The sequence below is a fragment of the Pseudomonas sp. SWRI77 genome, assembly GCF_014269105.1.
In the GTDB taxonomy this organism is placed as follows: domain Bacteria; phylum Pseudomonadota; class Gammaproteobacteria; order Pseudomonadales; family Pseudomonadaceae; genus Aquipseudomonas; species Aquipseudomonas capeferrum.
On record NZ_JABWRV010000002.1, the window covers coordinates 88,704 to 104,340 of the forward strand.

11 protein-coding genes and 2 pseudogenes are annotated in these 15,637 nt (G+C 58.2%); 7 read left to right on the top strand and 6 right to left on the bottom strand.

The window, feature by feature from the left end:
• Window positions 1-224: 224 nt before the first annotated feature.
• Window positions 225-1,232 carry a zinc-binding alcohol dehydrogenase family protein gene (locus tag HU766_RS02815; RefSeq protein WP_186653135.1) on the bottom strand — a complete coding sequence of 336 codons (1,008 nt, stop codon included), beginning with the start codon at window positions 1,230-1,232 and terminating at the stop codon, window positions 225-227.
• A gap of 522 nt (window positions 1,233-1,754) precedes the next feature.
• On the opposite strand from HU766_RS02815, the gene HU766_RS02820 reads away from it, so the two are divergent.
• Genes HU766_RS02820 through HU766_RS02835 form a run of 4 tightly spaced genes read left to right on the top strand, consistent with a single transcriptional unit; the run spans window position 1,755 to window position 8,566 of the window.
• On the top strand, window positions 1,755-3,212 hold the full coding sequence (locus HU766_RS02820) for a DUF3375 domain-containing protein (protein WP_186653138.1): 1,458 nt from the start codon (window positions 1,755-1,757) through the stop codon (window positions 3,210-3,212).
• Window positions 3,209-4,006, top strand: a complete 798-nt coding sequence (locus tag HU766_RS02825; protein WP_186653140.1) for a DUF4194 domain-containing protein — start codon at window positions 3,209-3,211, stop codon at window positions 4,004-4,006. Before HU766_RS02820 ends, HU766_RS02825 begins: the two co-directional genes overlap by 4 nt.
• Window positions 3,999-7,388 carry an ATP-binding protein gene (locus HU766_RS02830; RefSeq protein WP_186653143.1) on the top strand — a complete coding sequence of 1,130 codons (3,390 nt, stop codon included), beginning with the start codon at window positions 3,999-4,001 and terminating at the stop codon, window positions 7,386-7,388. Before HU766_RS02825 ends, HU766_RS02830 begins: the two co-directional genes overlap by 8 nt.
• A complete protein-coding gene (locus HU766_RS02835) occupies window positions 7,388-8,566 on the top strand; it encodes a DUF3322 and DUF2220 domain-containing protein (protein WP_186653146.1) in 1,179 nt (392 codons plus the stop codon). The genes HU766_RS02830 and HU766_RS02835 overlap by 1 nt, the downstream gene beginning before the upstream one ends.
• A gap of 420 nt (window positions 8,567-8,986) precedes the next feature.
• On the opposite strand, the pseudogene HU766_RS26095 reads toward HU766_RS02835, so the two are convergent.
• Together HU766_RS26095 and HU766_RS02845 are read right to left on the bottom strand one after the other, a co-directional pair.
• Window positions 8,987-9,232, bottom strand: a pseudogene (locus HU766_RS26095) (hypothetical protein); the annotation flags it as partial.
• Between the two features lie 442 nt (window positions 9,233-9,674).
• On the bottom strand, window positions 9,675-10,565 hold the full coding sequence (locus tag HU766_RS02845) for a LysR family transcriptional regulator (RefSeq protein WP_186653151.1): 891 nt from the start codon (window positions 10,563-10,565) through the stop codon (window positions 9,675-9,677).
• A gap of 106 nt (window positions 10,566-10,671) precedes the next feature.
• Here HU766_RS02845 and HU766_RS02850 point away from each other — a divergent pair, with 106 nt between their 5' ends.
• The 3 genes from HU766_RS02850 to HU766_RS02860 are packed head-to-tail and all read left to right on the top strand — an operon-like array spanning window position 10,672 to window position 13,252.
• Window positions 10,672-11,679: a zinc-binding alcohol dehydrogenase family protein gene (locus tag HU766_RS02850; RefSeq protein ID WP_186653154.1), complete on the top strand. Its 1,008-nt coding sequence runs from the start codon at window positions 10,672-10,674 to the stop codon at window positions 11,677-11,679.
• Between the two features lie 54 nt (window positions 11,680-11,733).
• On the top strand, window positions 11,734-12,906 hold the full coding sequence (locus tag HU766_RS02855; RefSeq protein WP_186653157.1) for an L-dopachrome tautomerase-related protein: 1,173 nt from the start codon (window positions 11,734-11,736) through the stop codon (window positions 12,904-12,906).
• Between the two features lie 19 nt (window positions 12,907-12,925).
• Entirely contained in the window at window positions 12,926-13,252 is a 327-nt protein-coding gene (locus HU766_RS02860) for a putative quinol monooxygenase (RefSeq protein ID WP_186653159.1), read from the top strand.
• Window positions 13,253-13,546: 294 nt separating this feature from the next.
• Here HU766_RS02860 and HU766_RS26120 read toward each other — a convergent pair.
• The 3 genes and pseudogenes from HU766_RS26120 to HU766_RS02870 form a co-directional block, all read right to left on the bottom strand.
• Window positions 13,547-13,780, bottom strand: a pseudogene (locus tag HU766_RS26120) (integrase); the annotation flags it as partial.
• Between the two features lie 58 nt (window positions 13,781-13,838).
• The gene (locus HU766_RS02865; protein WP_186653161.1) at window positions 13,839-14,504 is read right to left on the bottom strand and encodes an RraA family protein; all 666 of its coding nucleotides are present in this window, start codon (window positions 14,502-14,504) and stop codon (window positions 13,839-13,841) included.
• A gap of 99 nt (window positions 14,505-14,603) precedes the next feature.
• Window positions 14,604-15,503 (bottom strand): LysR family transcriptional regulator, encoded by a 900-nt coding sequence (locus HU766_RS02870; protein ID WP_186653163.1) that lies wholly within the window; start codon window positions 15,501-15,503, stop codon window positions 14,604-14,606.
• Between the last annotated feature and the right edge of the window lie 134 nt (window positions 15,504-15,637).

The window sequence follows — 15,637 nt, forward strand, 5'->3', positions numbered from 1 at the left end:
TGACGGCCGATTCGTCGTGATGTCGCTATGTAGGCAGTGTCTATTACATGTTGTGATGGCCAGCTTGTCTGCGGGCAGATCACAGACGCTTGTACTCAAGCTTTTCGACCAATCGCGCGGCGGAGGCTGCAGACTCCGCCTGAACCTGATCGGCCTTGTGCTCCAAGGACGAGGGGCTCAGTCCAGGACAATGTGATGGCCGTGAGGGCAGGCCGGTGTAGCCATCAGAAGGCTTCCAGGACAATCTTGCCGCGTGCCTTACCACTTTCGAGTACGGCGTGCGCGCGCTTGAGATTATCGGCGTTGATCGTGCCGAAGTGCTCACCCACGGTGGTTTTGAGTACACCGTCATCGATCAGCTTTGAAACACGTTCGAGCAATTGGTGCTGCTTGATCATGTCCTCGGTTTTGTACAACGAACGTGTGAACATCAGCTCCCAGTGCAGTGACAGCGATTTGCGTTTGAGTGGCACTACATCCAGCTGTGCGGGGTCGTCGATCAGCGCCAGTTTGCCTTGTGGACGAAGCACTTCCACCAACTGCGCAAGGTAGGTGTCGGTGTGCGTCAGGCTGATCACATAATCGACGGTATCGAGCCCGAGCGCTTGCAACTGAGGCGCGATCGGCTTGGAGTGGTCGATGACATGATGGGCACCCAGTTCCTTGACCCACGCCTGGGTCTCAGGCCTTGAGGCGGTGCCGATGACGGTCAGCTGCGTGAGCTTGCTGGCCAGCTGAACCAAAATCGAACCCACCCCGCCAGCCGCGCCGATAACCAGAAGGCTTTGGCCTTTAGCTGCATTTTCGACAACGCCCAAGCGGTCAAACAGCAGCTCCCACGCGGTAATCGAGGTCAGGGGGAGGGCAGCGGCACTCGCATTATCCAAGCTGCGAGGCTTGTGCCCGACGATGCGTTCATCCACTGCGTGAAGCTCACTGTAGGTGCCCGGGCGGTCGATAGCACCGGCGTAGAAAACCTCATCGCCCGGTTGGAACAACGTCACTTCAGCACCTACCTCACGGACGACGCCGACGGCATCCCAGCCCAGCACCTGTGGTTGCTCACCGCCACGGCTTGCACGGATCTTCGTATCAACCGGGTTGACGGCGATAGCCTTGACCTCGACAAGGAGGTCCCGGGCACCGGGTGTTGGGGTGGGCAGTTGCGTGTCGTACAGCGATTGAGGGTCTTGGATTGGCAAACCGGGTTGGGTGTAGACGACGGCCTTCATTGGTTTGACTCTCTGATTGAATGTGGGTTAAGGCTAGACGTTTCGATTCAGTCAAGAAATAGCCTGAATGGAGTAAGACTTTGTCGCCTGCGGTGAAAATGAAAGGTAGCGCCGTGATGGCTTTTTACAGAGGTTGGGCGTAATTCGACGTGCATGTCGACAGCTCTCTGGCAGAATCTCGAGCAGTCTATTCTTAGTCAGTGGAGGAAGTTCGTGATGACAGTATCGGAACGAATGGTACTGGCGCTGGAAGCGCCTCGGGATCTGATGTGCTGGTCGAGCTTCGTGGCGCAGACCGCATTGTTGGCGCGAAGGGTACGAACAGGCTGCGCAGGCGTTAATTTCGGAGCTGCTGCCACTGCTTGTTAGCCCTGAAGCAAAGGCGTGATCCGGCGCAGTGATCTGCAGTTGCTCATGCTGACAACCTTGCTGGCTGATCTATGGCGTAGGCTGCCTAACCGTGAAATGCGACCCAAATCAATCCTGTAAACTCGCTGCAAGACTGCCGACTAGAGAGGTGCGATGAGTTTGTACGAGAAGCAAGCGCGTTATCGTCGTTTGCAGAGTGAACAGTCCGCCTGGCGCTTGCTGCGTGCAGATTCGGCACCGATCATCCTGGCGTTCATCGACAGCCTGTTTGTTGACGAACAGGAGGTGTTGTTCGCACGGGCTAAAGCCGCCCTTGAGGCGGAATTGCCGACCTGGCAGGAAGCGTATGGCATGCAAGACAACGCCAACTCGCACCTGCGCAACTGGATCCATGCCGGCTGGATGCGTGAGCATGATGACCACCTGACCCGCACTGACGCCTTTCAGCAGGCACTGCGATTTGTCGAGGGTCTTGAGAGCAGGGATACCACGACATCTGCCACCCACCTACGCCGAGTCCAAGACGCTGTAAGAGACCTGGCAGTCGCTCTCAACCCGAGTGCTGAAGAGCGTTTGCTCGTACTGCGTGAACGGTTGGCAGAACTGAATGAAGAAGTCTTGCGGCTGGAAGCAGGCATCGTGTGCGAGCTACCCAGTGCCGAACAGCGTGAGCGAGTACGCGGTGTCTACCAGATGGCCTCCGAGTTAACCGGTGATTTTCGCCGTGTTGAGGATGACATCCGTCAACTTGACCAGAGCATCCGTGTGCAGATGATCGAATCAGAAGGCGGTCGTGGCCTGGTCATCCAGAACCTTCTGGACAATGAAGAGGCACTTTTGCAGACAGACGCTGGTCAGGCGTTTGACGGCTTCTTCAGACTCCTCTGCGACGAGAACCGGAGCGTAGAATTCCGCGAGCAAATCCGATCGATTTTGAATCGTCCGATTGCCAGATCCCACCTGAATACACAAGAAATCCGTTTTCTCACACATCTGGTGCGTGAGCTGAGTCGCGAAAGTCAACGGGTAATTTCGGTACGTCGCCGCACCCAGGAAAGCCTCAGGTCGTTTGTCGAGGCTGGTGCTCAGAGTGAACGCAGGGCAGTCGAGCAGGTGTTACGCCAACTGGAAAAACTGGCCGTCACCTTTAAGGATCAAGACATTGGCCCACGCACCTCACTGAAGGTACATGTCGCCAGCGGGCCATTCTCGGTTAGCTCGCCATCGAGCATTCGACTGATGCAACCGCAAGCCAGCCTGGATACCAGCAAGGTGGTTCCGCAAAGTAACCAGACCACTGTGAGTGACACCATTCTTGAGTGTCTGGAGGCGGTGAAGATTCAGGAGGTGGCCGAAGCCATGCGCGAACTGCTCAAAAGCCAAGGGCCGATGAGTCTGGCTCAGATCGCCGAGTTGCGTCCTATTCAGGGCGGGCTTGAGGAGTTGGTCGCCCTTGTCCGCATCGCTAAAGCAATTGAAGCGGTTTCCCTCGAGGGCGTCGAGCATCTGGTGGTCGCTGACCGACAAGGCCAGACCATACGGGCCAAAATTCCGGTGCTACTCCTGAGCGCCGACCTGTTCCCGGAGAATTTAGAGAGCCTGCCCCTATGAACCGTGAAGCCCCAAACAACGATGCTTTGGCACCGTCGCTCTTCGACACTTACCGCCAGGTGGCAGTACCGACACTGGCCGCAACAGAACACCCGGAAGATGGACTGGCGGAGCAGGAGCAGCCCGGCGAACTTGACGAAGTGGCCGGCCAACCTGAATCAGAGGTTGTCCAAGGCATTATGCCGGCGGAGGCTCGCCGGGCCCTGAGGCTGCTGTTGAACACGGGTGTTGTGCGGGCGGAAAAGAAACGCCTGGCTTTTGAAGCGCTGTGCCAGCACCAAGCACTCATCGCCGCTCATCTGGCCAACATGTTGCTGCGTATGACGTTAGACCAGAAAGCAGGCATTGCTATCCTGCTCGAGCAGGACTTGAGTGAATCCGAGTTCGGGGATCTGACAGACGAGGATGGCTCAAGCCTGGTTGGAAAACGCACCATGCCGCTTTACGACACCTTGGTGTTGCTGGTGTTGCGCAAGTACTACCAAGAGCGGGAAGTCATTGGTGAGAACAAGGTGATGATCGATATCGACACCATCGCCGAACTCATGACCCCTTTCTTGAAGCTGACCAACAGCAGCGCTCTTGAGCGCAAGACCCTCAATGGCTCTATAGCCAAGCTGCGCGATAAGCGCCTGCTGGCGAATGTGCGCGGCGACGGTGACCGATTGGAAATTACCCCGGTCATTCGGTACGTGGTCAATGCCGACTTCCTGAATACCCTCCTAAGCGAGTACCAGCGGCTGGCCGACCAGGGGAGTGTGATGGATCAACAGGAGGTAGAAGACGATGCCTGACATGACCAGTACCAGCTTCGGCGATCTATTCTCTACAGGACAAATCCGCCTAGCGGAGATCTCGGTTTACAACTGGGGTTCCTTCCACGGGTTGCACACGGCAGTGATCGACCCTGAAGGCACCCTGATCACCGGTGATAACGGTGCGGGTAAGTCGACGCTCATCGATGCGCACATGGCGCTGCTCAATCGACCTGGGCAAACGTCATTCAACATCGCAGCCTCGCAAGGTGATCGTTCAGATCGCAACCTAATGTCCTATATTCGCGGTAATTACGGGACAGCACACGACGGTTCCCAGACCCTCAACCTGATGAAGCGCGATGGCGCCACCATGACCGCGTTGCGTGCCCTGTACCGGGCCGACGACGGCTCCTTGATCACGTTGGTGTCCATGTTCTGGATTCGCCAGGCCGGCGCCTCCATGACTGACCTCAAGCGTTTCTACCTGGTGGGTAAGCGGAATGTCAGTTTGGAAGTGCTCCTGCAGCAGTTTGGTTCCAACAACGTGCGCCAGCTCAAGCAGTATGTCGATGACGACCCAATGCTTAAGCACTTTGACAACAGTTTTTCTGCCTACCAAGAGTATTTCACCCGGCTGCTACGCATGGAAAACTCCAATGCGCCGGCGCTGCTGCAGCGTGCATTGGGTCTGAAGAAGATTGATGACCTCACAGCGCTGATCCGTGAACTGGTGCTGGAGCCCAGCAAAGTTCGCGATCTGGCTACTGGGGTTGTCAAGGAATTCGACGATCTGATCGCCGTCCACAATGAGCTGGATACAGCCAAGCAGCAAAAGGAGGTGCTGAGCATCCTGCCAGACCATAACCGGAACTATGAGCGTTCGTTGGAGGAGCAAGGGCAGGTCAATTCAGAGGCCGCTGGGTTGACGGCATTCTTCGGTGAGCAGGGCAACCGACTCTGGGAACTGCGCTGTGAAGATCTGGATCGCTCGCTGGATGACCTGACGTCGGACGGTAAGCGTTTGGCTGTGTCGGCGTCGCAGACTGAGGAGCGTGTAACCTCACTTTTACACGCCTACCAACAGCAGGGCGGTGATCGCCTTGATAGCCTGCGGCGTGAGGTTGCGGATGCGGAGAAGGGCTATCAGACCACGATCAATAAGGCCCATGATTATCAGAAGGACACTCGTGATCTTGCGCTTGCTGAAACGCTTACGGCGAGCGCCGTGCGGGACAACATCGCTTCGGCCAAAGCTGTCCTGGTTGATTTACCCGCTCAGATTGACGACGCGAAAAATGCTTTCGGTGAGTCGCGTGGCATTCTCTCGGGCATTACCCAACAGATAAAGAGCCTGCAGGCCCAGATCAGTGAAATTGAGAAGCGGCCCAACTCCAACATTGACGCCGCCTTTCAGCGCCTGCGGGACGAGATGGTTGAGAGCCTGCAACTCAACAAGGATGGCGTCGTATTCATCGGTGAGCTCCTCGATGTGCGCAGTACCGAAGCCCCGTGGCGCGGGGCAATTGAGCGGGCGCTTGGGGGCCACCGGACAACGTTGCTGGTGCCCGAAGACAAGTTCCGCATGGTGACGGGCTGGGTAAACAGCCGGCACACCGGCCTGCATGTTCGCGTCCAGGTTGTCAGCAAAACCGAGCGTAACCCGGAGTTCCTCGGCGACGGATTCCTGCGCAAACTGGAATGGAAAGAACACCCGTATCGTGAATGGCTAAAGCGCCATCTGGCGCGTGTCGACCTGCACTGTGTGGATTCAGCAGAAGTGCTCAATGATACTCCTTACTCAATGACCCGCGAGGGCCTGGTACAGATGGAGAAGGGGCGTTTTGAGAAGAAGGACGGGACACGCGTCGACGATAAAAAGAACTGGTACCTCGGATTCAACAACCTCAGCCGGCTGGCAGCATTGCAGGAAGAGGGGGAGCGCCTGCGGAATGGGCTCGATTCCGCCCGATCCGACGAAGCTGTGAGACGTCAGGAAATGGACAACTTGGTGGCCTCTGAGGCCATCTGGAAGCGTGTGGCTCAAACCCTGTGGGATCAAATCGACGTTACTTTGGCCGAGCAACACCTGGACACCCTCAAGAACGACCTTGCGGCCCTCAATGCTCCAGACAGCGATCTGAGTAAGGCCAAAGCGCTGCTTGAACAGGCTAAAAAAGAGCTCCAGGAAATCCGCACTGCGCAAAACCAAAATGCCAGAGAGGTAGGGGGGCTCGAGTTGGAAATTCAGCAGGCCAACAAAAGTCGGCAAGTTGCAGCCCAGGCTGCCAGTGCAGGTTTGGTAGATACGGTGCGCAGCTCACTGGCCCTGCGTGTTGGCATTCTTACCCTGGAACATCTGGATAAACTCCATCAACTGGAGAAAACCCAGCGAGAGTTCCTGAGTGATGCATTGAACTCGATTGGCAAACGAGCGACTCACTACAACGGTCGCATGATCGCGATTATCAACAGCTTCAAGACAAAGTGGCCGTTGGTTGCCAATGACTGGTTGACGACTATCGAGGGTCGCCAGGATTACATCGACTACCTCGACAAGCTTAATAACGAGGGCCTGCCGGATCTGGTTGAACGCTTCCAGCAGCGGTTAAACAACAATACCACCCAGTCCCTGGGCCGCATGCAACGGGCCATTGATGATGAGCGTGAGGACATTCAAGATCGTATCGCCACCATTAACGAAGTGCTGGAGCGTACTGAGTTCAACCACGGCACGTTTCTGCTGCTGAAACATGAGGATGAGCATTACGCGCATGTCAAAGAATTCACAGCCCTGTTGGGCTCGGTGCTTAAACATGCCTCAAGCGTTGATCACGAGGCTCGGTTCCTAGAGCTTTGCAGTCTGATCAGCAAGCTAGAAAAGGCGACCAATTCAGCCACCGCCATTAATCTGGAAAGTCAACGCCTCCTCGATTCGCGCTACCGCATGACGTTCTATGCCAACGAAATCGTGAAGGAAACCGGCGCCGTGCGTGATGTACTTCGCTCATCGTCAGGCAAGTCCGGTGGGGAGAAGGAATCGTTTGCCGGCATCATCGTGGCGGCAAGCTTGGCCTATGTGTTGACCCCGGATGGTGCTCCGCACCCGATGTACTGTACCGTTTTCCTGGATGAAGCCTTCTCCAACACTGCCGATAAGGTGAGTCGCCGCGTGCTGCGGGTGTTCCGTGAGCTTAAAATTCACGTCAACTTGATTACACCCTACAAGAACCTGAACCTGGCTCGTGATTCAGCCCGATCTCTGATCATTGCCGAGCGTAAGATCGATGGCCATGAAAGTCGCCTGAGCCAGATCACTTGGGAGCAACTCGACCAGCAAAGCGCTGAACGCCGGGAAGCCAAGCAAACTCAATTGGCCGGGGTCGCTGAAGGCCTGGGCATTCAGATGGAGCAACGCTAATGCGCAGTTGGGGGCGTTTGCCAACCGAGGTCATGCGCGAGGTCGAGCGCCTTGAGTGGAATAACGCAACCAATCTACGGGGGCGCCTGCAGGGCATGCGGCGCTTTCCGATCAGCTTGCCGCTTAAGCCACCAGCGGCTGGCGATGCATTGATGGACATTGACCACTTCCACAACTGGGTCAATGCCTGGCGGCAATGGAGCAAGCCAAGTCAGGTTAAGTGGGTAACCCGCAGGTATCGAGTGGTGGGAGATGTCGAGGTACCGGAGCGGCTTGATCTTTCGAATGTTAAAGAGTTGATTGAAGCCATCGGGCCGGCAGCCGTCCAGCGTTCTCAAATCTGGGCGGCACTCATGGAGCCCCTTCTGGCAGTGGATCGAAATCTGTATGACACCCTCATTCGCCAGATTCTTGTAGTCGAGCAAATGAGCCATCGGGCTGCCCAGCAGATGGCGAATGTTCTGCCACAGTTGCGTCAGGGTATGGGGGATGGGTGTTATCTGCGGGGGGTGCCTGTACAAGGGGTTGATACCAAATTTCTGGAAACGCACACACCTCTGCTGACCACCTTGCTTGATGTCATACACAAAGGGGCACTGTGTGAAGCCGGTGGGCTGGAGGCCTGGCTCGGCTGCCTGCAAACCCCGAGCAACTGGCTCTATATTCGACCCTTGTGTCCAGAACTTAGGCAGCAAATGGGTGGCTTCTCAGTATTCCAGATTCCCCTCGAAGAGTTTTTGGCGCGACCATTACCTGGTCGCAGGGTGTTGGTCGTGGAGAACACCAAGCCCGGCTACGCCTTGCCCGAACTTCCAGACACTGTCGCCATCTTTGGCGGTGGCCGGAACACCCAATGGCGTATGGCTCCATGGCTCGCCGAGCGGGATGTAGCGTATTGGGGAGACATCGACAGCTGGGGGCTGACTATTCTTGCTCACGCCAGGCAGGCACTGCCAGGGATTACGGCCTTGATGATGGATCACGAGACCTTAATGGCGCACATGGATTTTTCCGTGGAGGAGCCGCGCTCAACGAACCTTCCTGATGTGGGTTTACTGTCGGAGGAGCGCCTGCTGTTTGAGTCGCTTATCAAATCTGCGCAAAGCATTATCCGTTTGGAGCAAGAGTACCTTGCCCAGGATTATGTTTTGTCCAAGCTATACAGCTGGGCGAAATAGGTGAGGAGGGTGGTCAACTCCGTAAATTCGTCGAGACCATCGGGGTGGGTCTGGTAGAAATGTGTGCCAATCACCCGGTAGCTATTTTGGACTTTGCCTTCACCAACATATACTCAATGACTGGACGTTCTTCATGATCGCCCTGTTGGGTGCGATTCAGAGATTGCCTTCAGATCCGGTATAACTTGCACCTTGGACTTTGCCACTGGCATCGGACAGGCACGACCAAGGAGCGTCCGCGTCAGGTACGTTGATCGTCACGCCAATTCCCGCTTCGGCGGTCATGACGTCGGTCACCGAAAGTTTGCTGACGGCCACGCCGGTCATCTTCGCCACCTCGGCCAGGCAGGCTTTCTTCGCCTTGCTGGTGGTAGATGTGCCATTGGCGCTACTGGCACTCGCCGCACCTGATGTCGCTGGCTTGCAAACCCCGTTGGCCCCGCCTTTACCGGTATAGGATAAGTCCCATGATTCATCTGGATTCCGCGTGAGGGAAATCACCACGCCAGAGCCCTTAGCTTCATAGGCGTTGTCATTAAATTTTTTCAGTTTGGCCTCCTTGCCATTGATGAACACCGGCCCGCCCTGATCCGCATGCACGGCGATATTAGTCGGGCAGTCGTAGTTGAGCTGCGGAATATCAGCACTGGCCACGGTGGCAAACAAGTAACGTGGTAGCTCCCAGCAAAAACTTGTTCATATTCATGCGACATTCTCCTTCCGTTTGAGAGTGGTTGCACGTACTGCACAAGCGCCATGGTCATACGACAGCGGGCGCAGGCCTGAGGCGGGGCGAAACGACTTGTCGCCACGTCGCCGACAGTGCTTCGGCAGTATAGGTGGTAGTGGCCAGTTTGAACGGCCAAACGCCCACGGTCGGATCTGATTGTCGGGTAGTCAGACGGTTGCTCTTTGCTACCCCGAGGCGGGGCACTGCTGATCAACTTGATGGGGGGCGCCGGCATGACGACTGCCAGTGGTCGCGTGGTTGCCGGGCTCGTTGGTCATCGCCTTTGCCGTCTTGTGGGTGTACACCCGGAAGCGGCGGATATCGACCGGACTTGCTCGAGGCGCCGCACTGAGGGGCGCTTCAGCAACTTCCATTTGATCAGTCGCGCTCGAGCCCGGCGAAGCGGCAAGACAACCAGGCATGCAACTGCCTCACCGCAGGCGACAACTGCTTGCGGTGCGGGCACACCAGGCTCAGCGGCATGGTCGGCCCGGGGTGATCCTGCAACAGTACGACGAGTCGTCCCGCCAGCACGTCGTCGCTCACATCCAGCCAGGATTTGTAGGTGATACCTTCGCCGGCTACCGCCCAGCGCCTGGCGATATCAGCGTCATCGCAGAGCAGGGCGCCACGCACTTGGACGGTTTGCGCTCCCAGCTGCCATTTGTCGTAGACCCGGCCCTGCTGCATGTACAGCAAGCACTGGTGTTCGGGTAGGTCTTCGGGGGCTTGCACGGTGCCTTGCTGCGCCAGGTATTCGGGCGAGGCCACCAGCACCTTACGGTTCCAAGGCGCCAGTGGTAGGGCTATATAGTTGGCGTCGGCGTTCAGGCCGTAGCGGATCGCGACATCCACCGGATCGCGGAACAGATCGGCGATCTGGTCGGAGAGAAAGAAGCGCAGGTTCAATTGTGGATGCTCTCGGCGAAACGCCGTGAGCCAGGGCAACAGCACGTTGCGCCCCAGATCGGAGGGGGCGGCCACCTGCAACGTTCCGCTGAGCTGTGCGCTTTCCTGACGCAGGTTGTCGCGCCCGTGCCTGAGAGCTTCCAGGGCGACCAGGGCCGAGGGCAGGTACTGCTCGCCTTCGGCTGTCAGGCGCAAACTGCGCGTGGTACGGGCAAACAACCGCACATCCAGCTCACGCTCCAGGCGCTTGACTGCCTCGGCCGCCTGGCCGGGCAGCAGGTCGGCCTCGTGGGCCGCCGCGGTAAAGCTGCCCAGCGCGGCGCTGCGAACGAAGATGCTCAGGTCGTCGAGACGGATCATTATCACTCCTGCAATGAAAGTGTTCACGAGTAGGGCCCGTTTCTCCCAAGGGCCGGACACGCCAGACTGGGTTCACGAATCAAACCATATCCAGTAGCGAGTGCCTATGAAAGCGATCAGTTTCATCCACAACGGCTTGCCTATTGAGCACCCAGCGTCTCTTCAAGACATCTTCATGCCCAAACCCAGCCCTGGGCCCAGGGACCTTCTGGTCGAGGTCAAAGCCGTGTCGGTAAACCCCGTTGACACCAAGGTGCGCGCCGGCACTTTCATGCGTGAGCCAAAAATACTTGGCTGGGACGCGGCCGGTATCGTCCGTGAGGTCGGGCGGCAGGTGACCCTGTTCAAGCCAGGTGACCAGGTTTACTACGCAGGTTCCATCGCCAGGCCCGGCAGCTATAGCGAATATCACCTGGTTGACGAACGTATCGTCGGGCATCAACCACGTAGCCTGGGTGCAGCACAGGCAGCCGCGCTTCCGCTGACGGCCATCACCGCCTGGGAACTGCTGTTCGATCGCTTGGGCATCATGGAAGGCGGCGGGGAGGGCGATGCCCTGCTGATCGTTGGCGCTGCCGGCGGCGTCGGTTCGATGCTGGTGCAGTTGGCCCGGCAACTGACCCGCCTGACAGTTATCGGCACGGCCTCCCGCGCCGAGACCGGCAACTGGGTGCGCGAACTGGGCGCCCATCACGTCATCGATCACCGTGCGCCGCTGCAAGGGCAACTGCAGGCCTTGGGGATCGAGTCAGTCAGCCATGTCGCCAGCCTCACCCATACTGATCAGCACTTTGCGCAACTGGTTGAAGTGCTGCGACCACAAGGTCGCCTGGGCGTGATCGACGACCCGCAGACCCTGGACGTCATGCCGCTCAAGCGCAAGTCGCTGTCGCTGCATTGGGAGTTGATGTTCACCCGCTCGCTTTACGAAACCGACGACATGGTGCGCCAGCACGAACTGCTCGAGCGCGTCGCCGGGCTGATCGACCAAGGCATCCTGCGCACCACCCTGGGCGAGCATTTCGGCGCCATCAATGCCGCCAACATGCGCCGTGCCCATGCGCTGATCGAGAGTGGCAAGGCGTGCGGCAAGATCGTTTTGGAAGGCTTCTGAGGCCTATTTGACAGACAACGGCGGACCGGCCGATCCGTTCCGCCAGGAGCAAGCATGCTTAAACAAACCGTGTTTCTCTGCGCAGCATTGACGGCAGGTATGTCCTCTGCGCAGGTTATCGATGCCGACGCGCTTTCTCCGCATGCGCCTGCAGAGCGGGCATTCGGTACGCTCGAACAGGTCCATGCATTCTATGACGCCATGCCGACAGGCGTTACCGTCACCGAGACCGGGCGCATCTTCGTCAACTATCCGCGATGGGGTGACAAGGTGCCTTTCACCGTCGGCGAGCTTCGGGACGGCGAGATCCGGCCATTTCCGGACCTGTCGGTGAATCAAGAGGACCCGAAGGACCCCGGAAAGGGGCTGATAAGCGTGCAGAGCGTGGTGGCCGACGGCCGGGGCCGCGTCTGGCTGCTGGACACTGCGGCACCGGGGTTCAAGTCGCCGCGCCCAGGAGGCGCGAAGCTGATCGCCGTCGATCTGGCAAACAACCGGATCGTCAAGCGGTTGGTGTTCCCGGAAAACGTGATGCTGCCAAGTACCTACGTCAATGACATGCGCTTCGACTTTCGCCACGGTGCCGAAGGAACGGTCTATGTGACTGACTCTTCGCTCCGCGGTCCAGGTGCCATTATCGTGATGGACATCGCCAGCGGACGCGCCACGCGGCGCCTCAGTGGCGCCACCTCGACCTCCGTGGCCCCGGACTTCATCCCAGTGGTCGAGGGAACGCCAGTGATGGCTGGCCAGCCAGATGGCACCTCGAAACCGTTGTCGGTGGCGTCCGATGGCATCGCCTTGTCGGCCGATGGCCAGACGCTCTACTTCACACCGCTGTCGAGCCGGCACTTGTATGCCATTTCCACCGCCTTGTTGCGCGATCCTGCCATCAGCGAGATACAACTCGCCGCAGCCGTGAAGGACCTCGGTGAAAAGGGCGCCTCCGACGGAATGGAGGCCGACGCCGAGGGCGCTGTCTATGCCGGCGATTACGAGCATAACGCCATCCGCAAGCGCTGGCCGGACGGGCGCTGGCAGACTTTGGTACATGATCCGCGACTGCTCTGGCCCGACACCCTGTCGATCGGGCCGGACGGCTACCTGTATTTCATTGCCAACCAACTTCACCGGCAGGCGTTATTCCAGGGTGGGCGGGACCTGCGGCAGAAACCCTATGCCTTGATGCGTCTGAAGATTGATGCGGCGCCGGCACCGACCCATTGAGCACTTGCAGGAGTACGATATGAACCGACAGGATCAACCCCTATTTTCCCTTGCCATCCTCAAGGCCAGGCAAGGCCAGGCACCGGCACTGAAAGCGGCCTTGCTGGCCTTGATTGAGCCAACCCGAGCGGAGCCCGGCAACCGCGACTACATGCTGTTCGAACGCAGCGACGAGCCCGGGACGTTCTACATGCGCGAAGCGTTCGACCACCAGCAGGCCCTGGACACGCACTTGGCCACCGCACACTTCCAGCGTTTTGCCGAGCAGGCCGACCAGCTGTTGGCGGAGCCCTTGCAATTGATCTTCCTTGACCCGGTTTCGTCTGCCGTTGCGCCCCATCCCTGAGGGGGACAGGCAATGCGACCGGTCAAGCGCAGACAATTCATCCAGGCCCGTGCCTCCAAGCTAGTTGAGGTGTGGGGCGCAAAGGCAGAGCTGCTGTTGTTAGCAAGGCAAGGCTGCCTGTAGCTCTTGATGCGTTGCGGCACAGAGGTGCTCTTGAGTACGGCTGACGGTGTCCTGAATGACGTCGGCCTCGACTGATCCCATACAGAGTCGTTCATGAGGTGTAGCGGCTTTTGCGGTGCGCGGACTGGCTACCTGAGTTGTGGTGACGCGGGATAGTCTAACCGGAGTCGGTCAGAGAACAGGTGCGTTTGTTATGCTGTTCTGGGCGTCGTCAGCGTCGCCCTCTAGCGAAGATTGAGCTGTGAATAGCTGGGTGGCACGACTACTTAGCAACGATCCTGCCTGTAAGTAGCCCATCACCGTACTGACACTGCGATGTTCGGTCATGGCCATGATTTCACCGAGTGGCACACCCTGACGGCCGGCTTCGGTGACGAAACCCGAGCGCAGAGTGTGCGCGGCCCAAATCTGCCCTCGTTCAACAACGATCGATCAGGATTATTGAGACGACAGAAGGTTCGCCTCAGTTCGCGAGACCTGCTTTTTCCAGGACTTTGTCGAGCCACGACTGGTCCAGCGCACCGGTGGCGATCTCTGCCTTGACCGCTTCTTCGTGAGCCTCGTGCTCGCGTGCTTTGCCCAGCACCTGTTCGGCGAGTTCCTGAGGGAACGCAACGATGCCGTCTTCATCCGCCACGATGATATCACCGGGCGAAACGATCATGCCGCCAACCGAAACCGGCACGTTGATTTCGCCCGGACCGCTCTTGTACGGGCCGCAGTGAACCACCGCCCGGGCATAGCAAGGGGTGGACTTGAAGCTGTCGACATCGCGAATCGCCCCGTCGACGATGAAACCCACGCAGCCGCGCTGCTCTGCATAGAGCTTGATCAATTCGCCGATGACCGCGTTGTTGGTGTCACCCTGGGCGTCGATGACCAGTACGTGACCCGGCTCGATCAGCGTCAGCGCCTTGTAGATGAACAGGTTGTCGCCCGGGCGGGTCTTCACGGTCAGTGCGGTACCAACAATTTTGCCCGAGGTGTTGTAACGGGTAAGCCCACGCGCGCCAATGTGTCGCCCGAGGTTGTCGCTGATGTGCGGGGTTACGACCGATTGGAACGATTCGACCATGTGCGCAGGGGCGAGGGTTGGCGACGGCAGGATACGAGACCCGGGTAACAGCATGACAATCTCCTGAATGACTTGAACCAGCGGGGTAGGCGCCGATGGTAGGAGAGAACTGCAGTTACTTTTAGCGATATTTATTGATCAAAAACAATCGCCTTAAGTAATGATAAGGCGAGTGAAATCGCAGGCGCCTTGCGCCAGACGCGCGACTTCACCGCTGAGACCCTGGTAGCGGTCAGCCCGATGCACGCAGACATAGCTGATTGGCGGCAGCGGCAAATCTGTTTGAATGACCTTCAAGCGGCCCTGCTCGATCAACGTACTCATGCAGTGCCTGGGCAGGTAGCTGAGCCCTACGCCGGAAATCGCCAAGCCAACCTGGGCGACCAGGTAGTTGCTGGTGAGGGTCTTGGTCAACCGCACATCGTGTTCGGCCAGCCAACGCTCGTAGGTTTGTCCGGTGCCTGAACTGCCACCTTGAGTGAGGACGGTAAACGACGACAGCGACTGCAGGCTCATTGGCGCGTTACCTGGGTAAAGGGAGGGTGAGCACATCCATGAGTTTTCGACAGCGCCCAGTGGGGTGCTGATGAAACGGGGGTCGCGGACAATGTCGGGCACGATGATCAGGTCGAGTTCGTCGGCCTCCAGCCGGCGCAACAGGTGGGTGCTCAACTCGATCGAGGGTTCCAGGTCGACCTTGGGATAGGTCTGGTGGATCTGCTCGACCAGGGTAGGTAGCCAGGTGAGCGCCGTGAGCTCGGTGACGCCGAGCCTGAAACGTCGGACCAGCGTTTCCTTCGAGCTGACGCGCTCCAGCAGGGTATCCCGCTGGCGCAACATCTCGACTGCGCAGCCATGCAGCTCCAGGCCTTTCTGGGTGAGGCGGGCGCTGCGCTTGGAGCGATCGAAAATCGAGACGCCAAAGGCGTCCTCCAGCTCTTGCACGCGCTTGGAGATCGCCGATTGGGACATGTTCAGTTTGGCCGCCGCCGCTTCGAAGCTGCCCAACTCGACAATCCAGTAGATAGCCTCGATTTGCTTCAAAGTGATCATAGCTTGCCTTTTGGTCAAGAAGCCCCCCATTAGAGCGCCTTGGCCAGATTTACAAGGCGCTAGGGGTGAGGCGATTGTCCACTAAAAGCGATGATAAGTGGTGAGTATTTGTCGCTTTTTTTCTACCTTTGCCG